At 72.1% G+C, this 18,773-nt stretch carries 17 protein-coding genes and 1 tRNA gene; 6 read left to right on the forward strand and 12 right to left on the reverse strand.

All coding sequences use genetic code 11. The features are described from left to right. Nucleotides 1-44: 44 nt before the first annotated feature. Nucleotides 45-2,618, reverse strand: a complete 2,574-nt coding sequence (gene adhE / locus ACQP1S_RS29360) for a bifunctional acetaldehyde-CoA/alcohol dehydrogenase (protein ID WP_432901067.1) — start codon at nt 2,616-2,618, stop codon at nt 45-47. A gap of 220 nt (nt 2,619-2,838) precedes the next feature. Between adhE and ACQP1S_RS29365 the strand changes: the two genes are divergently transcribed. Both ACQP1S_RS29365 and ACQP1S_RS29370 read left to right on the forward strand, forming a co-directional pair. Continuing rightward, nucleotides 2,839-3,792 carry a hypothetical protein gene (locus ACQP1S_RS29365; RefSeq protein WP_432901070.1) on the forward strand — a complete coding sequence of 318 codons (954 nt, stop codon included), beginning with the start codon at nt 2,839-2,841 and terminating at the stop codon, nt 3,790-3,792. Between the two features lie 461 nt (nt 3,793-4,253). Then, complete coding sequence (locus tag ACQP1S_RS29370; RefSeq protein ID WP_091247525.1) at nt 4,254-4,697, forward strand: HNH endonuclease; 444 nt, start codon at nt 4,254-4,256, stop codon at nt 4,695-4,697. 98 nt (nt 4,698-4,795) lie between these two features. Here the strand turns inward: ACQP1S_RS29370 and ACQP1S_RS29375 are convergent, their stop codons facing one another. Next, nucleotides 4,796-5,410, reverse strand: coding sequence for a TetR/AcrR family transcriptional regulator (locus ACQP1S_RS29375; RefSeq protein ID WP_432901073.1), 615 nt, complete (start codon nt 5,408-5,410; stop codon nt 4,796-4,798). 69 nt (nt 5,411-5,479) lie between these two features. Between ACQP1S_RS29375 and ACQP1S_RS29380 the strand changes: the two genes are divergently transcribed. Continuing rightward, nucleotides 5,480-6,076, forward strand: a complete 597-nt coding sequence (locus tag ACQP1S_RS29380) for a peroxiredoxin-like family protein (protein ID WP_432901076.1) — start codon at nt 5,480-5,482, stop codon at nt 6,074-6,076. Nucleotides 6,077-6,082: 6 nt separating this feature from the next. Here ACQP1S_RS29380 and ACQP1S_RS29385 read toward each other — a convergent pair whose 3' ends face one another. Beyond that, nucleotides 6,083-6,856, reverse strand: coding sequence for an enoyl-CoA hydratase/isomerase family protein (locus tag ACQP1S_RS29385; protein WP_432901078.1), 774 nt, complete (start codon nt 6,854-6,856; stop codon nt 6,083-6,085). 115 nt (nt 6,857-6,971) lie between these two features. Further along, nucleotides 6,972-9,359 (reverse strand): M4 family metallopeptidase, encoded by a 2,388-nt coding sequence (locus tag ACQP1S_RS29390; protein ID WP_432901080.1) that lies wholly within the window; start codon nt 9,357-9,359, stop codon nt 6,972-6,974. A 168-nt stretch (nt 9,360-9,527) separates the two neighbouring features. On the opposite strand from ACQP1S_RS29390, the gene ACQP1S_RS29395 reads away from it, so the two are divergent. Continuing rightward, entirely contained in the window at nt 9,528-10,106 is a 579-nt protein-coding gene (locus ACQP1S_RS29395; RefSeq protein ID WP_432901082.1) for a hypothetical protein, read from the forward strand. A 186-nt stretch (nt 10,107-10,292) separates the two neighbouring features. Further along, on the forward strand, nt 10,293-11,006 hold the full coding sequence (locus ACQP1S_RS29400) for a hypothetical protein (RefSeq protein ID WP_432901085.1): 714 nt from the start codon (nt 10,293-10,295) through the stop codon (nt 11,004-11,006). A 10-nt stretch (nt 11,007-11,016) separates the two neighbouring features. On the opposite strand, the gene ACQP1S_RS29405 is transcribed toward ACQP1S_RS29400, so the two are convergent. The 6 genes from ACQP1S_RS29405 to ACQP1S_RS29430 form a co-directional block, all read right to left on the reverse strand. Then, a complete protein-coding gene (locus tag ACQP1S_RS29405) occupies nt 11,017-11,439 on the reverse strand; it encodes an ASCH domain-containing protein (RefSeq protein WP_432901087.1) in 423 nt (140 codons plus the stop codon). A gap of 117 nt (nt 11,440-11,556) precedes the next feature. Further along, nucleotides 11,557-12,174 (reverse strand): histidine phosphatase family protein, encoded by a 618-nt coding sequence (locus tag ACQP1S_RS29410; protein ID WP_432901090.1) that lies wholly within the window; start codon nt 12,172-12,174, stop codon nt 11,557-11,559. 60 nt (nt 12,175-12,234) lie between these two features. Beyond that, nucleotides 12,235-12,654 (reverse strand): VOC family protein, encoded by a 420-nt coding sequence (locus tag ACQP1S_RS29415; RefSeq protein WP_091247537.1) that lies wholly within the window; start codon nt 12,652-12,654, stop codon nt 12,235-12,237. 35 nt (nt 12,655-12,689) lie between these two features. Continuing rightward, nucleotides 12,690-13,094 carry a helix-turn-helix domain-containing protein gene (locus ACQP1S_RS29420; RefSeq protein WP_091247539.1) on the reverse strand — a complete coding sequence of 135 codons (405 nt, stop codon included), beginning with the start codon at nt 13,092-13,094 and terminating at the stop codon, nt 12,690-12,692. Nucleotides 13,095-13,204: 110 nt separating this feature from the next. Further along, entirely contained in the window at nt 13,205-14,269 is a 1,065-nt protein-coding gene (locus tag ACQP1S_RS29425) for a hypothetical protein (protein WP_432901092.1), read from the reverse strand. 172 nt (nt 14,270-14,441) lie between these two features. After that, nucleotides 14,442-14,518, reverse strand: a tRNA-Thr gene (locus ACQP1S_RS29430). A 365-nt stretch (nt 14,519-14,883) separates the two neighbouring features. On the opposite strand from ACQP1S_RS29430, the gene ACQP1S_RS29435 reads away from it, so the two are divergent. Further along, nucleotides 14,884-15,975 (forward strand): ABC transporter ATP-binding protein, encoded by a 1,092-nt coding sequence (locus ACQP1S_RS29435; RefSeq protein WP_432901095.1) that lies wholly within the window; start codon nt 14,884-14,886, stop codon nt 15,973-15,975. A gap of 223 nt (nt 15,976-16,198) precedes the next feature. On the opposite strand, the gene rlmB is transcribed toward ACQP1S_RS29435, so the two are convergent. Further along, nucleotides 16,199-17,344 carry a 23S rRNA (guanosine(2251)-2'-O)-methyltransferase RlmB gene (rlmB, locus tag ACQP1S_RS29440; protein WP_091247545.1) on the reverse strand — a complete coding sequence of 382 codons (1,146 nt, stop codon included), beginning with the start codon at nt 17,342-17,344 and terminating at the stop codon, nt 16,199-16,201. Further along, entirely contained in the window at nt 17,344-18,759 is a 1,416-nt protein-coding gene (gene cysS, locus ACQP1S_RS29445) for a cysteine--tRNA ligase (protein WP_432901097.1), read from the reverse strand. Before cysS ends, rlmB begins: the two co-directional genes overlap by 1 nt. Nucleotides 18,760-18,773: the final 14 nt, after the last annotated feature.

Here is an 18,773-nt window from a genome sequence, read left to right on the forward strand (position 1 = left end):
CCCGGGGTGTCCGCCCGACCCGTCGGGCCGGGCGGGCTGACCGGTCAGCGCGGCGTGCCCTGGTACGCGGCCCGCATGAGCTGCTGCATGTCGTCGAGCATCGGCATCCGGGGGTTGGCCGGGGCGCACTGGTCCTCGTAGGCGTTGAGGGCCTGCTGGGGCAGCGCCGCCTCGTACGCCGTCCGGTCGACGCCGATCGCGGCGAACGACGGTTCGATGCCGACCGCGTCGCGCAGCCGCTCCACCGCGTCGGCCAGCGACGCCACCCCTTCCGCCGGGGTGCCCGCCGGCAGGCCGAGCAGCGCGGCGATGTCGGCGAACCGCTCGGGTGCCCGGTAACTCTCGTAGCGGGGCCAGCCGGACAGCTTCGACGGGACGGTGCCGTTGTAGCGGATCACGTGCGGCAGCAGTACCGCGTTGGTGCGACCGTGGGCGATGTGGAACGTCGCGCCGAGGGTGTGCGACATGGCGTGCACGATGCCGAGGAAGGCGCTGCCGAACGCCATCCCGGCGATGGTCCCTGCGTTGTGCATCCGCTCCCGCGCCCCGGGGTCGGCGTCGACCACCGCCCGTTCCAGGTTGGCGAAGATCAGCCGGATGGCGTGCAGGGCCAAGCCGTCGGTAAAGTCGTTCGCGTACACCGACACGTACGCCTCGATGGCGTGGGTGAGCGCGTCGAAGCCGCTGTCGGCCGCGATGGTCGCCGGCATGCTGGCGGTCAGCACCGGGTCGACGATCGCCACGGTCGGGGTGAGCGCGTAGTCGGCCAGCGGGTACTTCTTGCCGGTCCGGTGGTCGGTGATCACCGCGAACGGGGTCACCTCCGCGCCCGTGCCCGAGGTGGTCGGGATGCAGACCAGCCGGGCCAGCGCGCCGAGGGTCGGGAAGGTGAAGGCGCGCTTGCGGATGTCGAAGAACTTCTCCCGCATGTCGTCGAAGACCACGTCCGGGTGCTCGTAGCGCAGCCACATGACCTTGGCCGCGTCCATCGCCGAGCCGCCGCCGAGGGCGACGATGGTGTCCGGCCGGAAGGCCCGCATCAGCGCGGCGCCCCGGTCGACGGTGGCGACGCTCGGTTCGGGTTCCACGTCGTCGATGATCTGGAGGGCGATCTTCTCGGGGCGGCGTTGCAGCACCCGGTTGATCCGGTCGACGAAGCCGAGCCGGGTCATGGTGGCGTCGGTGACCACGGTGACCCGGTGCACGTCGGGCATCTCGGCCAGATAGCGGATCGCGTTCGCCTCGAAGAAGATCTTCGACGGGACCTTGAACCACTGCATGTTGTTGTTCCGCCGGCCGATCCGCTTGATGTTGAGCAGGTTCACCGCCGAGACGTTGTCGGAGACCGAGGTGCGGCCGTAGCTGCCGCAGCCCAGCGTCAGCGACGGCAGGAACGCGTTGTACATGTCGCCGATGCCGCCCTGCGAGGCCGGCGAGTTCCAGATGATCCGGACCGCCTTGACCCGGCGGCCGAACTCCTCCACCAGGTCCTCGTCGGCGGTGTGGATGACGGCGCTGTGCCCGAGGCCGTGGAACTCGACCATCTGTTCGGCGTACCGCAGGCCCTGCTCGCGGCTGTCGGCGCGCAGCACGGCCAGCACCGGGCAGAGCTTCTCCCGGGTCAGTGGCTCGTCGGGGCCGACCCGGTCGACCTCGGCCAGGATGATCGAGGTGTCCGGCGCGACGGTGATCCCGGCGGCCTCGGCGATCCAGCCAGCGGTCCGGCCGACCACGTCGGGGTTGAGCTTGCCGGCGGGGAAGAGCAGCGTCTCCAGCTTCTCCTTCTCGGCGGCGGTGGCCAGGTGGGCGTGCAGGGTGCGAAACTCCTCGATGGCGGCGTCGTGGATCGCCGCGTCGAGGATGATGGCCTGCTCGGAGGCGCAGATCATGCCGTTGTCGAACGACTTCGACAGCACGATGTCGTTGACCGCGCGCTTGAGCTTGGCGGTCGCCTCGATCCAGGCGGGCACGTTGCCCGCGCCCACGCCGAGCGCCGGCTTGCCCGCCGAGTACGCGGCCCGCACCATGGCGTTGCCGCCGGTGGCGAGGATGGTCGCGATCCCCGGGTGGTGCATCAGCGCGGTGGTCGCCTCGACCGACGGCTCCTCGATCCACTGCACGCAGTGTTCCGGCGCGCCGGCGGCGACCGCCGCGTCCCGTACCGTGCGGGCCGCCTCGACGCTGCACCGCTGCGCCGCCGGGTGGAAGGCGAAGATGATCGGGTTGCGGGTCTTCAACGCCAGCAGCGCCTTGAAGATGGTGGTCGAGGTGGGGTTGGTGACCGGGGTGATCCCGGCGACCACGCCGACCGGGTCGGCGATCTCGACGATGCCGCTGATCTCGTCGCGGCTGATCACCCCGACGGTACGGGTCTTCGCCATGCTGTGCGTGACGTGCTCGCAGGCGAAGATGTTCTTCACCGCCTTGTCCTCGAACACCCCCCGACCGGTCTCGGCGACGGCGAGTTGGGCGAGCGCGGCGTGCCGGTCCAGCGCGGCCACCGACGCCTTCCGGACGATGTGGTCGATCTGCTCCTGGTCGTAGCGGTCGTAGTCGGCCAGGGCCTTGAGGCCGTCGGCGACCAGGGCGTCGATCGTGGTGGCAAGTGCGGTCGACATGCTTTCACCTCGGCGGTTGCGGCGTCTCGGACAGCCTCAGCATCCATCGACGGGCGTCTCGGCGGTGGGGCGCAAGGACCCCTTCGGCAGTGGCCAAAGGTCCCGTCGTCATGCCGGCCCGGGTGTCCCTGGTCAGCCGAAGGTCCCGATGTCGCCCGGGGACCACGCAGCGTCGCCTACCCGACACCGGGTCCCGCCGGTCCCGTCCACCATGATGCGCATGACGGGACCGCGAAAGGTCTACACGTTGCTCACCGTGGCCGCCGTCGGGGTGGCCGTGCTGGCCTGGCGGACCGGGGTCGACAACGCCAACGCCCTGGTGGGCCTGGCCGGCGTCTTCGCCGCGAGCGCGCTCGGGCTGCTGTCCCTGTTCAGCGCCATCGACCCGCGCCACTCCCGGGCGGCGACGGACGCCGCCGCCCTGCCGGCGGGGACGACCCCGCCCGCGATCGACGCACCGGCCGGAGCCGCCGCCACCCCGCCCGCCCCCGGTCCGCGCCGCCGCTGGCACCGTTGGCGACTGCCGGCCGGGATCGCCACGCTGCTGCTGATGACCGTCGGTACGGTGGCCGTGCTCTCCTGGCCGACGGACCGCAAGTCGGACGCGCAGAACGTCTCCCCCACCCCGACGACCTCCGTCGACGCCGCACCGACCGACCCCACCGACGCGCCGACCTCGGTCGGACCGACGCCCACCGCCAGCCCGGACGGACCGCCACCGACCTCCGTTCCGGTAGGGCCGACGCCCGCCCCCGCGCCGACCCCCACGGTGGGACCGACGCCCACCAAGGGGCCGATCGGGCCGGACTGGGTGCCGCCGACGGACGCGCCGCACTGGAAGCTGCTCGCCGACGACTCGGTCTACTTCCTGCCGAAACCCCGGCTGGCGAGGGGCACCGGCGCGGGCACCCTGATCTTCCAGGCGAAGGACCACCAGCTCGCCCTCTACCACTGGACCGACGACCCGGACGACCTCAGCTACGAGGGCTGCCGGAACCCGAAGGCCCAGCGGTATTCGAGCATCGATCTCGAACTGGTCGACCGCACCCCGGTCACCTACTGCCAGCCGGACCCGGGCGACCCGACGGTGGTCAACTACGTCCGGATCGACCACAACCGCTACGGGTCGACACCGGCCTCGGTCGACGTCACCGTCTGGTCGGTCCGCTCGTAGGACGGCACCCGGTCGGCTGGGCCGACGAGCACCGAACACGGCAGTCCCCGTAGATCTTGGAAGATTCCGGCCCCCGGAGGGGCCACTTACCGCCAAGATCGCCCGGTGAGCGGAGTGGCGTGAGGACATCGAAATGCGTTGCCCGCCCGTACTGCCGCGCCTACCGTGGTCCGCGCAAGGTCAACCAGTCGATTCGGGAGCACGCCATGACGTCGCCGCACCTCACCAGCGCGTGGTCGACGCTACCCATCGACGGTTACCGAGCCGAACACCCCCGGGACGGGAATCCCGGCTGACGCGTACCCGCACGCGCCGGCCGCCCCGTCCCACGTGGACCGGGCGGCCTTCGTCGCCCAGGCCCACACGCGGGCCCGGCGGCGGGTCCGGCCGGCCGGTTCCGCTCCGGACGGGCGGCCCCACCGGCCGGCCCGATCAACCGCCGACCGTGAAGGGAGAGCCCGGTGGACGCCGTCCTCGTCATCAACGCCGACCTCGGCCCGCTGCACCGGGTCACCGTCCAACACGCGATCCGGATGCTGTGCCGCCGGGTCGCCGAGATCCACGAGGCCGAGCCGGACCGGGTGATCGGCGTCTTCCCGGTCCCCCGGGTGGTCCGCCTCGTCCGGTACGTCGTCACCCGCTGGCGGTTCAGCGCCGGTCCGGCCTGGTCCCGGGCCGGTGTGCTGCGCCGCGACGGTGGCCGGTGCGCGTACTGCGGCGGGTCGGCCGGCACCGTCGACCACGTGCTGCCCCGCTCGCGCGGCGGCCGGAACACCTGGCGGAACACCACCGCCGCCTGCTACGGGTGCAACCAGCGCAAGGGGGACCGGACGCCGGCCGAGGCCGGCATGCCGTTGCGGCAGGAGCCACTGACGCCGAGCTGGGCGAGCCTCGCCGGGCGGTGACGGGACCGGCCGGCGGGCACAGGGGGTCGCGTCGGGGTACGCCCCGGCGCGACGCCCGCCGGCCCTCGTCGTCCCACCTTCAGACTCCTCGCCGCTCGTCAGCGGTCGTCGATGCCCCGGAGGAGGAGGTCGAGACCGCCGCCGAACTCCGCATCCGGCTCCAGTCTGCGGGCTTCGGCAGCGGTGGCCGTCAGATGCGGAAAGGTCACCGGGGACAACGCCGCCATCGCGGTGGTCCCGGCTCCGGAGAGCGGGCCCAGATGTTCCAGCTGGATCGCGCCGACGGCGTACGCGAGGAGGGCACGTAGAGCTATCACCCGGCGGGTGCCGTCGAGGCCACCATCGGTGAGGACGCCGAGTAGCGTCTCGGTCCAACGGAGCACGGTCGATGAGCGGTGCCGGTGGACGGGTAGCAGTGGGGTCACGGCGGGATGCCTGCCGATCGCCACCCGCATCCGATGGACCAGAGTGGCCGCCCGGTCCCGCCAGTCGCCACCGCCCGGCGGGGTGGTGTCCACCTCTGCCAGCACCGCGTCGACGACGAGGGCCTCCAGCGCGGCCCGGTCGACGACATAGCGGTAGAGCCTCATCGGGCTGCTGCCCAACTCCCCGGCGACGGCCCGCATGGTGAGCGCGGGGAGCCCGTCGCGGTCGATCACCGCCAGGGCGGCGGAGGCGAGCTGACCCGGGGTGAGGGAACGGGGGCGAGGCATGACCTTGACAGCGTACAGCGTAAGCCTAACCCTGTAGGAGTACAACGTACGCCTACAATGGGAGGCTCCGTGGCACGCACCTTCGCCCCCGGTTCCACCGTGCCCGACCGCCGACTCGACCCGGTGACCGGCACACCGGTCGACATCCCCGACCCGCAGCGGCTGATCCACCTCCAGTTTCGCCGCTTCGCCGGCTGCCCGATCTGCCATTTGCATCTCCGCTCGATCGTCCGACGGCACGCCGAGATCGAGGCCGCCGGCATCCGCGAGGTGGTGGTCTTCCACTCGCCCGCCGACGAGTTGCGTGAACACAGTGCCGGGCTGCCGTTCGCGCTGATCGCGGACCCGGGCCTGCGCCTCTACCGGGAGTTCGGCGTCGAGTCGTCCCCCAGGGCCCTGCTGCACCCCCGGGCCTGGCTGCCGGTCCTGTCCGCCGTGCTGCGCAGCACCTGGGGGATGCTGCGCGGCCGGGAGCGCCCGCCCGCCGCTCGGCAACCCCACGGCCGGCTCGGGCTGCCCGCCGACTTCCTTGTCGCACCGGACGGCCGGGTCATCGCCAGCCGGTACGGCGAACACGCCTACGACCAGTGGTCGGTCGACGAACTGCTCACCCTGGCCGCCCCATACCCGCCGTCGGCCCAGTCCCGGCCGCGCCCGGCGTCCTGACGACGGTCAGTGACCGGCGGCGGACGGGGACCAGGGAAAGTCGGGCGTGCGGCGCTCGTGGCGGGCGGCGACGCCCTCGCGGGCCTCACCGCTGTCCCGTACCTTCCGGTGCCACCAGGCGATCCGGGCCGGGCCGGCCCGGTCGTCGACGATCTCCTTGGCGGCGGCGACGCTGAGCTGGGAACGCGCGGCGATGGCGGCGGTGATCGCGGCGACCCGGCCGGTCAGGTCGTCGGCCACCTCGTCGGCCAGGCCGACCCGCAACGCCCGCTCGGCGTCGATCAACTCGGCGGTGAAGAGCAGGAACTTGGCCGTGGACGGGCCGACGAGCCGGGTCAACCGCCGGGTGGTGGGTGCCGGGTAGACCAGCCCGAGCCGGGCCGGTGGCACCCCGAACCGGGCGTCCGGGGCGACGATCCGCAGGTCGCAGGCGACCGCGAGCAGACAACCACCGCCCACACAGGGGCCCTGCACCGCCGCGACGGTGGGCTTGGCGAACGCGGCCAGCCGCTCCTCGGCGGCGACCGCGATGCCCGCGTCCCCGTTCGCGTCCAGCAGCTCGTCGAGGTCACCGAGGTCGGCGCCGGCGCAGAACGCCCCGTCGGCGCCGGTGAGCACCAGGGCCCGGACGGCCGGGTCGGCCTCCAGGCCGTCCAGCAGCACCGGCAGCCGACGCCACATGGCCGGGGTCATCGCGTTGCGCCGGCCCGGGTTCCGGATCGTCACCGTCGCCACCGCGCCGGTCACCCCGACGGTCAACTCCGCGTCCGACACCGCCACCACCCCTCTCGTCGCGCCACCGGCACGTGCCGCGTCGGTGCGGCGACCATAACGGCGCGGGCCCGACGACCACCCAGGAGGGGTGGTCGTCGGGCCCGCCGACACAGCGGTCAGGTCAGGAGACGTCGAGCGCGGTGTCGTCGACCACGAAGGACGTCCGCAGCGAGGCGTCCTCGGTGCCGGTGAACTTCAGGGTCACGCTCTGGCCGGCGTACGCGGCCAGCGAGAACGAGCGCTGGGTGTACCCGGTGGCCTTGTTCAGGTTCGAGTAGGTCGCCAGGGTCGCCAGCACGGTGCCGGAGGAGTTGAGCACCTGCACCGTCAACTTGTCGTACGCGACGGTCGTGGTGCGCTCCACCGTGTCGATGTGCAGCCAGAAGCTGAAGTTGTACGTCGCGCAGCCGGCCGGCAGGCTCACCGACTGGGAGAGCGTCTCGGTCAGGGTGCCACCGGTGCCGCCCAGCCAGGCGTTCCAGGTGCCACCGTGGGTGGGCTGGCTGGCGCCGTTCTGCCCGATGACGCCCGTGCTGGCCGCCCAGACCGTGTTGCCGGACTCGAAGCCGGGGTTGCCCAGCTTCTGGCCGGCGGTGCAACTGCCACCGACACTGCTCACGGTCAGCGCGTAGCTGGCCGAGTGGGCCACCGCGCCGGTGCCGGTGACCGTCACCGTGTAGCTGCCGGCCGGGGTGCTGGCCGAGGTGGCGATGGTCAGGGTCGACGACGCACCCGAGGTCACCGAGGCCGGGCTGAACGACGCGGTCGCGCCGGTCGGCAGGCCGGACGCGGAGAACGTCACGGTCTGCGCGGTGCCGCTGGTGGTCGCGGTGGCGACGGTGGTGGCGACGGAGCCGCCCGCGGTCACCGACCCGGAGGTCGGGGAGAGCGCGACGGAGAAGTCGTTACCGGTCGAGGAGCAGGGGGCGTCGCTGCCGGCCACGGCCACCGCGGTCCACGCCGCCTGGACGGCCTTGTACTCGGTGGAGCAGCTACCGTACAGGTCGGTGGCCGCCTTCAGGCTGTACGCGCGGGCGGTGTTCGCCGGGGTGCTGGTGTTGACGTACGACGTGTTGGAGGTGAAGTACACGTCCAGGGCGCGGTACCAGATCTTCTCGGCCTTGGCCCGGCCGATGCCGGTGACCGCCGGGGCGGAGCCGCAGACCGGCGAGGTGCCGTACGACGTGGCGCCGGTGCCCTCGGCGAGGTTGAAGAAGAAGTGGTTGCCGACGCCGGAGGAGTAGTGCACGTCCTTGTTCTTGGTGCTGGTGGTCCAGCACGAGTCGGACGAGCCGTCCAGCGACGGGTTGTACATGTAGCGCAGCGGGGTGCCGTTGCCGTTGATGTTGATCTTCTCACCGACCTGGTAGTCGCCCGGGTCGCTCGGCGCGGCGGCGTAGAACTCCACCATGTTGCCGAAGATGTCGCTGGTGGCCTCGTTGAGGCCGCCCGACTCGCCGGAGTAGACCAGGCCGGCGACGGCCTCGGTGACACCGTGGCTCATCTCGTGGCCGGCCACGTCGAGGGAGACCAGCGGGCGGGCGTTGCTGGCGCCGTCGCCGTAGGTCATCTGGGCGCCGTCCCAGAAGGCGTTGATGTAGTTGCGGCCGTAGTGCACCCGGCTCGGCACACCCGCGCCGTTGCCGAAGATGCCGTTGCGGCCGTGCACGTTCTTGAAGTAGTCGAACGTCTTGGCGGCACCGAAGTGGGCGTCGACGCCGGCGGACTGCCGGTTGGTGTTGGTGCCGTCGCCCCAGGCGTTGTCGGCGTCGGTGAACGTGGTGCAGGTGCTGGTGCCGTTGTTCATGTCGCAGGTGCGGCCGTTGCCGTGCGACGGGTCGATCATCTGGTAGGTGCTGCCGGAGAGCGTGGTGTCGATGCTGACCGAGCCGGTGTAGATGCCCTGGCCGCTGCCGACCACCGACTCGATCTCGTCGTGCGCGCCGATGACCCGGCCGGTGCTGGCGTCGGTGATGACGTGCAGCTTCGACGGGGTCTGCTGGTCGGCCTTCCAGCCGGACAGCACGGTCTCCCAGGCGAGCCGGCCCTTGCCGGAGCTGGCGTCGACGAACAGCTCCGGTGCGCCCACCTCGGTGATCTTGCCGGAGAACGCCTTGCGCGCCGTCGCCTTGGCCGCCGCCGGAGAGATCTTGGCGGCGGTGTCGAGGGTGAGCGGAGCGGCCAGGCCGACCGAGGTGCCGGCGAGGGTGCCGTTGGGCGCGGTGTGGATGACGAAGTCACCGCCGTACACCCGCAGACCCTGGTAGGTGCGGGTGTAGCGGACGTGCGCCGCACCATTGGCGTCGACCTTGGTACGGACGGCCTGGTAGGCCTCTCCGCTGACGCCCTGCACGGCACCGGGGTTGCTGCGCAGCAGGCTCTCGGCGCGGGCGGCAGGGGCGGTGTCGGGGGCAGGGGCGGCCGGAGCCGCCTGCGCTGCGGTGACGACGCAGGTCAGCAATCCGCTGGTGAGCAGAGCTGCGCTGACGGCGGCGACGGGTCTTTTCACGTGCCCTCCTGGCAAGGGAAAGATGTGACGGGGGTGGTCACGCATGTAGATATAGCGATACACCGAAGAAAAGAGAAGGGATGGAGCGGTTCCATGACACGACACTGGCCGAACGGAGGAGGGGTCCTGCCCGGGGAACCGATTGACGTCGATGCGCGTCGGAACGGCATGAGATCACCCGCCCTGGTCCTGACCACGATCACGGTTTCCCTCGGCCTGCTGACCGGCTGCTCAGCGCGCGACCCGGGCTCACCTGCGGCACCGCCCGCCACCCCCACCACAACGGCCACCACCGCCACCCCGGCCACCCCCACCACCCCGACCGCCGCTCCCGGTGACGGCACCCCGGGCGGTACGGCCGACGCCGGCACCACGCGGGGTCCCGGCGTCACGGAGTCCGCCGCCACCGTCGACCGGGTCACCCTGACCCGCTCCGGTGGTTTCGCGGGGAACCGCGACACGGTGACCGTCGAGCCCGACGGTCGATGGACCACGACCGACCGGGCCGGCACGACCCGTACCGGCCGGCTCACCCCGGCACAGCTCGACCAGCTCCGGACGCTCACCGGCCCGGCCACCCGCAGCCGCGGCGGCCCGCCCGACGGCCGCTGCGCGGACACCTACGCCTATCAGCTCACCGTCGGGACCCGCAGCGTCGAGTGGTCCGACTGCCCGAGCGGTCCGCAACCGCCGGCCGCCGCGCCCCAACTGGCCGCCCTGCTGCTGAAGACCACCACGACCGGCTGACCACCGACGCGGTGGCCGTCGACCCTCCGAGCGGGCACCGCACCAGGCCCGGGTGCGGTGCCCGCCCACACCCGACTCCGCCGCCCCGGACCGGAGAACTGCCCACCGTGAAACCGGGGGACCGACGACAAACCGGGGCGACACCGGTCGGATAACCTACCCGCTCCGATTGCCGCGAGGAGCGTTGTGCCGAAGAGACGACCCGCCGGTCCGTGCCGCCCGCTCGACCTGGCCGATCCGCGCCGCCCGGCCGGCCCGGCCGACGTGCGCCACCAGGCCGGCCCGCGCCGCCCGCTCGGCCTGGCCGACAGGCGTCACCAGGCCGGCCCGCGTCGACCGCTCGGCCTGGCCGGGGTGCTGCCGGCGATGGTCGCCGCCGTCCTGGTCTCCGGTTGCGCGGTGGCCGACGCCGGGCAGTCGGCGGGCCCCGCCCCGACAGCGGCGGCGCGGACGCTGCGGACCCCGGACACCCTGCTCGGTCTGCCCCGCTCGGGTGCCCGGCTGCCGGCCGGACTGCCCCGGTTCCGGCTGAACGAGTTGGCCCGGGAGGCCACCCCGGCCACCAGCACCGTCGAGAGAACGTATGGCCGGGGTCGGAACGGCCCCGAGACGATCATCGTGAGCGCCGTCTCGGGCCGGATCACCGACCCGCAGGCCACCCTGGCCCGGCTGCTGAAGCCGTACCGGATTCCGAAGCTCAGGACGGTGGAGTTCGGCCGGTTCGGCGGCGAGGCCCGCTGCGGGCGGGGCCGGACCGCCGACGAGGGTCATCTCACCGCCTGCGCCTGGGCCGACCCGGAGATCGCCGGGGTGGTGGTCTTCCTGACCGCCACCAAGCAGCCCGACCGCAAGGAGGACTTCCTGACGGTACGCGACGAGCTGGAACAGCCCACCGGCTGACCGGCCAGCCTCACCCGACCACCCGGAACCGTTCGGCCACGGCGACGGTGTCGTCGTCCACCCGGAACCCGGGGTCACCGAGCCAGCCCAGGTAGTCCGACCCGTGCCAGAACCCCTCGTGGCCGGCCCGCCAGGCCGCCACCGAGTCGTACCCCTCCCCCTCGTCCCGGGCGTGATCGAGGTCGACGTCGCCGAGCCGGACCAGCCGCACCTCGGTCACCTCGATCACCGCGACCGGACGCTCGGCGGAGTCGACCACCACCGCCCGGTCACCCACGACGGGCAGCGGCTCAGCGTCACGCTCGTAGTCCTGGAGCAGACCGGTGGTGGAGGTCTTCTCCCCGCTGAGCACGGCGGCCACGAGCTGGTCGCGCAGCGGACCGGGAAAGGCGAACTCGCACTTCGGCAGATCGGGAAAGCTCGGCGCGGTCATCGGGCGACGGTAGCCGCCGACCACGCCGCCCACACCCGATATTCCGGCGGCCGCGCCCCACACCCGGCATGCCGGCGGCCGCGCCGCCCACACCTGATGTGCCGCCGGCCGCGCCGCTCACACCCGGTATTCCGGTGGCAGACCGGTGCCCCGCAGGTCCGCCGGCAGATGCGCCACATCGTTGACGGTGATCAGGTTCGGCGGCCCGGCGGCGGCGTACCTGATCACCGTCAGTGCACAGTGCTGCAGGTTGAGCCCCAGCCAGCGGTGAACCGGGGCCTCCAGCGCGTGCCGGATCAGCCAGGCGATCAGGAAGTTGTGGGTGATCACCAGCTCACGCACCACCACGTCGGCCGGGGCCTCGGCTGATGCGACGGCGAAGCGGGCCACCGCCTCCGCCGTGCGGCGCGGCCCGTCGATCCGTTCCCGCGCGGCGAAGCCGGCCAGCAGTTCCGCGTACGCCCCGGGCAGGCCGGTCGGATCGGTGTCGTGCGGGAGGTGGTCGCCGGCCAGCTCGGTCGCGTACACCGGAACGCCGGGCAGCGACCCCGCGACCAGGGCGGCGGTCTCCCCGGCCCGGCGCAACGGCCCGTGGTGCACCGCGCGCAGCGGTACGCCCCGCAACCGCTCTCCCAGCAACGTCGCCTGCCGGCGGCCCCGGGCGGAGAGCGCGCCGTCGGTCGATCCGCCATCCTGCTCGCCGTGCCGGGCCAGGTAGAGCAGCCGCACACCCATCGCCGCCTCGTCAGGGTCGGGAGGCGCGAGCGTAACCCGCGCTTCCCGACCACGCCGCCCTCAGGCCCGGGGGAACATCTGGCCGATGCGGATCCGGTTGCCGAACGGGTCCCGGATGCCGAAGTCGATGCCGTACGGGCGCTCGGTCGGCTCGTCGGTGATGTCGACGCCCTTGCCCACCAGATCCTCGTACGTCTTGTGGGCGTCGTCGGTGGTGATGCTCAGCCACCCGCCGATCGCACCCTTGGTCAGCAGCTCCCGGACCTGCTCGGCGGTCGCCGGGTCCAGCGCGGGCGGACCGGGCTTCTCCAGCAGCACCTCCCGCTGCGGGTCGCCGGGCACGTTGACCGTCAGCCACCGCATGAAGCCCAGATCCTGGTCGGTATTGACCTCGAAGCCCAGCTTGCCGACATAGAAGTCGAGCGCCTCGTCCTGGTCGAGGACGTAGAGCTGGGAACGGGTGATCGCGTTCATCGTCATGCCGGGAACGCTATGCCAGGCCCCTGACCTGCTGCTTATCCAAAACTGCTGGGCCTGGTCCAGGCCTTGGCGAAGCAGCTCGGCACCGGCCCGTCGCCCGCCGACCGGCTGCTGCGGTATCCGCTGGGCGACTCGCCGACGATCTGCCGGAAGGTACGGCTGAACGAGCCGAGACTGCTGAACCCGACGGCGTAACAGATCTCGGTGACGTCCCGGTCGGTCTCCACCAGCATCGCCATCGCCCGCTCCACCCGACGTCGTTGCAGGTAGCGGTGCGGGGTCTCACCGAAGGTGGCCCGGAAGGTGCGGATGAAGTGCGCCTCGGAGACCAGCGCGATCCGGGCCAACGCCGGGATGTCCAACGGGTCCGCGTACGCCCGGTCCATCGCGTCCCGGGCCCGCAACATGGCCCGGTTCGACTGCTCCACCGCACGACTCATCGGCCCCCGCCCGTCGTCCTAGCTCCGCGCCGACCAGGCTACCCAGCCGGACCGACCGGCGTGGTCCCGCCGCGACCGGCGACGGTGGGCCCTGCGGAGATCCGGAACGCTCAGCAGCCGCTCCACCGGACCGGGAAGGAGACCTGCAGGCCGGCGGCCCTGCCGACGACCAGACCGTTGTCGGCGATGGCCTCGGCGATGACGCGGGTCACCGGGTCCGAGACGACGCTGCGCAGTGGCACCCGGCGATCAAGGTGATCGACCATCGAGTCGGAGAGCAGGCTACCGGCGGCGTTGACGCCCGTCATGGCGATCAATCCCGGTCTGACCGGGGTCGCCACCCCGGTGCGCAGGTCCCAGCGCACCATCCGCCAGTACTGACCGTCCGCCGTGTCGGCGACAAGGCCGACCGCCCAGGTTCCCCGGGCCGCCCGCACCGTCGACTTCACGGCCCCGGGCGCGGTGAGCCGGTCGATCCGCCCGTCGGGACGACGCACCCAGGCAACGGGCGGCGGGGCGACCCCGCGCCCGGCGGCGGCACGCGCCCCGGCATCGCGCGACGAGCGGTCCTCCTCGGCGGGGACCTCACCGACGATGGTGCCGTCGTCGAGGACCGCCACCGGTATGCCGCCGGGCTCGAGAACCTCGACGGTGTCCGGTCGGTCGACCGGCCAGAGCAGGGTCACCGGTTCCTCCAGGTAACCGCCGTAGCCGACGATGTCCCCTCGGCTGTTGACGGCCGTGACATAGCCGCCGATCCCGTTCGGCGGCAGGGGCAGCCACTCCACCCGGCCGTCCCGGTAGCGCCACGGTCGGTTGCCGGTGCTGGTGGAGCTGTCGCCGGCCAGGACGCCGTGCCGGTTGACGGCCACCAGCAGACCGGGTGATCTCGTCAACACGGTGACGCGCGGGCCGTCCCACCGCAGCAGCAGCGACTCCTGCCCCTGGTCGGTGGCCCGCCTGCCGGTGCCGACGATGAACCGGCCGGCCGGGTCGACGAGCATCGCGTCCCAGGCCAGGCTCGCGCCGGCCGGCAGGGGCAGCGGATGCATCATGCAGGCCGGGACGCTGTCCGTCCTCGGCGCGGCCATCGCGGCTCCGGGGGCGACAAGTGTCGCCGCCAGCAGGCCGACGGTGAGGATGGTGCACAGTCGACGCGGGGCGATGAGGATCATGAGGCAGCCCGTCTCAGCCGGTGGGGTGGGGTCCTTCCACTCAACCAGCTCGATTCATCCACCGGAAGTGACCATTCGGTCACGCAGGGCAGAGGTGATGACAGGAGCGTGCGCCCGGTCGATATCGACGGATCGACAGGCGGCAACGCCAGTGGCGGCCGTGCTGTGGAATTGGAGCCCCCGGCCGGGATCGAACCGGCGACATCTCGCTTACAAGGCGAGTGCTCTGGCCAGCTGAGCTACAGGGGCGCGTGGTGCGACGTCAGCATAGCGACTGACGTCGGGAAATCCCGGCCGGCAGGGTCCCCGAGCATGGAAAACGTCAATTCTGCGCCCGTCCCACCGACGAATCGGCGCACCGCACCCCCATCAGGCGAGGGGATTGATGCCCGGCCGTGCCTGCCTGACCGAAATGCGTATGCCGTCCGTCCCACTCGATGTATCCCGTCTTGGCACAGCTGGAAATCCCGTTTACCGTGCAGTGACACGGATGACACCCGGGGTTGGCTACGGCTGCCTCCGGATGGGGTCCGCAGGTCGGCACCGTGGGTGCCGACAGCTCCTTCACTCGGATCGTCCGGCACGTTCCTGCCGGTGAAAGGAAGCGCACCACCATGGCTACGGTCACGTACGCGAAGGCATCCCGGATCTACCCGGGCACCGAACGCCCCGCGGTCAACCAGCTCGACCTCCAGATCGGCGACGGGGAGTTCCTCGTCCTGGTCGGCCCGTCGGGTTGCGGCAAGTCCACCAGCCTGCGGATGCTCGCCGGCCTGGAGGACGTCGACGACGGCGCGATCTACATCGACGAGCGGGACGTCACCCACCTCCCGCCGAAGGCCCGCGACATCGCGATGGTCTTCCAGAACTACGCCCTCTACCCGCACATGTCGGTGTACGAGAACATGGCGTTCGCCCTCAAGCTGCGCAAGACCCCCAAGGCCGAGATCGACCGTCGGGTCAAGGAGGCGGCCGGTCTGCTCCAGCTGGAGGAGTACCTCAGCCGTAAGCCGAAGGCGCTCTCCGGTGGCCAGCGCCAGCGCGTCGCGATGGGCCGGGCGATCGTCCGCGAGCCGCAGGTCTTCCTCATGGACGAGCCGCTGTCGAACCTCGACGCCAAGCTCCGCGTGCAGACCCGTACCCAGATCGCCTCGCTCCAGGCGAAGCTCGGCATCACCACGGTCTACGTCACCCACGACCAGGTCGAGGCCATGACCATGGGTCACCGGGTGGCGGTCATGCTCGACGGCGTCCTCCAGCAGGTGGACACCCCGCGCGCGCTCTACGACACCCCGGCGAACGTCTTCGTCGCCGGCTTCATGGGCTCCCCCGCCATGAACATCAAGACCGTGCCGCTGAACGAGCGGGGCGCGGCCTTCGCCGAGCTGCACATCCCGCTGACCCGCGAGCAGGTCGAGGCGGCCCGTGGCGAGGGTGGCAACGACAAGGTCACCGTCGGCTTCCGCCCGGAGGACTGCGACCTGGTCAGCCCGACCGAGGGCGGCATGCCGGTCGTGGTCGAGCTGGTCGAGGACCTCGGCTCGGACGCCAACGTCTACGGGCACGCCGCGCTGGAGGGCCACGAGGAGCGTTTCGTGGTCCGCACCGACCGGCGGACCATGCCGAACATGGGTGACACCGTGTTCGTCAAGCCGCGCGCCGGCCGCAACCACGTCTTCCACGCGGCCACCGGCCAGCGCATCTGATTCCACCGCGCGAAAGGGGGCGGTCCGCTTCGGCGGACCGCCCCCTTTTTCGTATGTCATCCCCCGGCCGTGCCCTGTTCGGCCTGGTCGCCGCCGGACGCGACGGCGACCACTTCCCCGACATCAGCCCGCAGTTGTCGGCGCGTGGCCGTCCCGGGACGGCGGTTCGCACCGGTGCCGGCCGCCGGTTACCCGGCCGGGTCGCACCGGTGCCGGCGGCCGGTCAGCCTTCCGCAGCGCGGCGGCGGGCCACCTCGGCGAGGGTGACGGCGGCGGCGACGCTGGCGTTCAGCGACTCCACCTCGGAGATCATCGGGATGCTGACCGTCAGGTCGCAGGTCTCCCCCACCAGTCGGGACAGGCCACGCCCCTCGGAGCCGACCACCACGACCAGCGGGCCGACGGCGGCTTCCAGGTCGTACAGGTCGGTGTCGCCGTCGGCGTCCAGGCCGACCACCATGAAGCCGGCGTCCTGACACGCCTTGAGCGACCGGGTCAGGTTGGTGACCTGGGCCACCGGCACCCGCGCCGCCGCGCCGGCACTGGTCCGCCAGGCGGTCGCGGTGATCCCGGCCGCCCTACGCTCCGGTACGAAGACACCCTGCGCGCCGAACGCGGCGGCCGACCGGATCACCGCACCCAGGTTGCGCGGGTCGGTGACCCCGTCCAGCGCGACCAGCAGCGGGGCGGCCTGCTCCAGCGCGGCCGCCATCAGGTCCTCGAAGGGCTGGTAGGCGAACGGCGGCACCTGGAGGCCGACGCCCTGGTGCAGCACGCCGCCGGTCATCCGGTCCAGCTCGGCCCGACTGATCTCCAGAATGGCGATGCCCCGGTCGGCGGCCGTCCGGGTGATCTCGTTGATCCGGTCGTCGGCGTCGATGCCCTGCGCGGAGTAGAGCGCGGTCGCCGGCACCTGGGCGCGCAGCGCCTCCAGCACCGGGTTCCGACCGACCAGCAGCTCCGGGCTGTCCCGGGACGGGTTGGACTTGCGCCCCGGCGCGACCCGGGGACCGCCACGGCCCGTACCTGCGCCGGCCCGACCACCCGCGCCGCCGCGACCACCCGCGCCGGCCCGGACCGGGGCCATCCCCCGGGTGCCCTTGCCCCAGGTGGTGTCCTTGGTGCCAGGCTGGCCGATCTTGGGCGCACGGCCCTCGTCGACCGCCGCCCGACGCTCCTTGTCCTGCTTCCAGGCGGTGCGCTGGGGCAGCTTCTCGGTGCCCGAGTACGCCTTGTGCCAGGGCCGCTCGTCGGCGGGCAGGGTCTTGCCCCGACCCGCGAGGGAGTCCTTGTTCTTGCCACCGGAGCCCTTGGGGGCACCCGCCTTCGGCGTCAGTCGCCGGCCACGGCGCTGCGAGTTGCCGGCCATCAGTCCTGCTCTCCAATAGTCCAACGGGGGCCCTGGGGGGTGTCCTCGACGACCACGCCAGCCAGCTTGAGCTGGTCGCGGACGGCGTCGGCGGCGGCCCAGTCCTTGCGGCTGCGGGCCTGTGCGCGCTGCTCCAGGGCCAGCGCGATCAGGGAGTCCACCACGCCGCGCAGATCGTCGGCGCGACCACCGCCGGCCCAGGCCGGGTCGAGGGGGTCCACCCCGAGGATATCCAGCATCGCCCGGGTGGCGGCGAGGGTGGTGCGGACGGTCACATCGTCCCCCTCGGCCAGCGCGGTGTTGCCGTCACGCAGCGTCGACTGGAGGACGGCGAGCGCGGCGGAGGTGTTGAGGTCGTCGTCCATCGCGGCGACGTACCCCGCCGGCAGCTCCCCGAACTGCCCCGGGCCGACCCGCTCGACGGCCCGCTGGACGAACCCCTCGATCCGCCGGTACGCCACCGCCGCCTCGCGCAGCGCGTCCTCCGAGTAGTCGATCCGGGACCGGTAGTGCGCCGCCGCGTAGTAGTAGCGCAGCTCCACCGGTCGCACCCCGAGCGAGTCGACGTAGCTCAGGTCGAGGGCGTTGCCGAGCGACTTGCCCATCTTGGCGCCGCCGATGCTGAGCAGCCCGTGGTGCACCCACCAACGGGCGAAGGGCAACCCGGCGGCCTGCGACTGGGCGATCTCGTTCTCGTGGTGCGGGAAGATCAGGTCGAGCCCACCGCCGTGGATGTCGAACTCGGCCCCGAGGTAACGCAGGCACATCGCCGAGCACTCGATGTGCCAGCCGGGGCGGCCCCGGCCCCACGGGGACGGCCAGTAGGCGTCGGCCGGCTCGTCCGGCTTGACGCCCTTCCAGAGCGCGAAGTCCCGGGGGTCCCGCTTGCCCCGCTCGGGGGCGTCCCCGGCGGACTGCATGTCGTCCGGCGACTGACCGGACAGCGACCCGTACGCCGGCCACGAGGACACGTCGAAGTAGACGTCACCGGAGCCGTCGGTGGCCGGGTAGGCGTGTCCGGTCTCGATCAGCCGGGCGATCACTTCGTGCATCTCCGGGATGTGCCCGGTGGCCCTCGGCTCGTACGTCGGCGGCAGCACGTTCAGCGCCCGGTAGGAGCGGGCCAGGATCAGCTCGTTGGCGTACGCGATGGACCAGAACGGACGGCCCTGCTCCTGCGCCTTGACGAGGACCTTGTCGTCGATGTCGGTCACGTTGCGGATGAAGGTGACCTCGAAACCGGCAGCCGACAGCCAGCGCCGCAACACGTCGTAGTTGACGCCGGAGCGAAGGTGACCGATGTGCGGCGGCGACTGGAGGGTGAGACCACACAGGTAGACCCCCACCTTGCCGGTTTCCCGCGGGACGAAGTCCCGCACCGATCGGGCAGCGGTGTCATACAGGCGTAGCGTCACCGTACCAGGGTAGC

The organism is Micromonospora matsumotoense (assembly GCF_050951065.1).
Classification (GTDB): domain Bacteria; phylum Actinomycetota; class Actinomycetes; order Mycobacteriales; family Micromonosporaceae; genus Micromonospora; species Micromonospora matsumotoensis.

Bases quoted from the DNA above. Each gene is read 5' to 3' on its own strand.
- ACQP1S_RS29365 (WP_432901070.1), top strand. From the start codon at position 2,839: ATGACGGGACCGCGAAAGGTCTACACGTTGCTCACCGTGGCCGCCGTC.
- ACQP1S_RS29435 (WP_432901095.1), top strand. From the start codon at position 14,884: ATGGCTACGGTCACGTACGCGAAGGCATCCCGGATCTACCCGGGCACC.
- ACQP1S_RS29410 (WP_432901090.1), bottom strand. From the start codon at position 12,174: ATGGGTGTGCGGCTGCTCTACCTGGCCCGGCACGGCGAGCAGGATGGC.
- ACQP1S_RS29395 (WP_432901082.1), top strand. From the start codon at position 9,528: ATGAGATCACCCGCCCTGGTCCTGACCACGATCACGGTTTCCCTCGGC.
- ACQP1S_RS29420 (WP_091247539.1), bottom strand. From the start codon at position 13,094: ATGAGTCGTGCGGTGGAGCAGTCGAACCGGGCCATGTTGCGGGCCCGG.
- ACQP1S_RS29405 (WP_432901087.1), bottom strand. From the start codon at position 11,439: ATGACCGCGCCGAGCTTTCCCGATCTGCCGAAGTGCGAGTTCGCCTTT.
- adhE (WP_432901067.1), bottom strand. From the start codon at position 2,618: ATGTCGACCGCACTTGCCACCACGATCGACGCCCTGGTCGCCGACGGC.
- ACQP1S_RS29415 (WP_091247537.1), bottom strand. From the start codon at position 12,654: ATGACGATGAACGCGATCACCCGTTCCCAGCTCTACGTCCTCGACCAG.
- rlmB (WP_091247545.1), bottom strand. From the start codon at position 17,344: ATGGCCGGCAACTCGCAGCGCCGTGGCCGGCGACTGACGCCGAAGGCG.
- ACQP1S_RS29375 (WP_432901073.1), bottom strand. From the start codon at position 5,410: ATGCCTCGCCCCCGTTCCCTCACCCCGGGTCAGCTCGCCTCCGCCGCC.
- ACQP1S_RS29425 (WP_432901092.1), bottom strand. From the start codon at position 14,269: ATGATCCTCATCGCCCCGCGTCGACTGTGCACCATCCTCACCGTCGGC.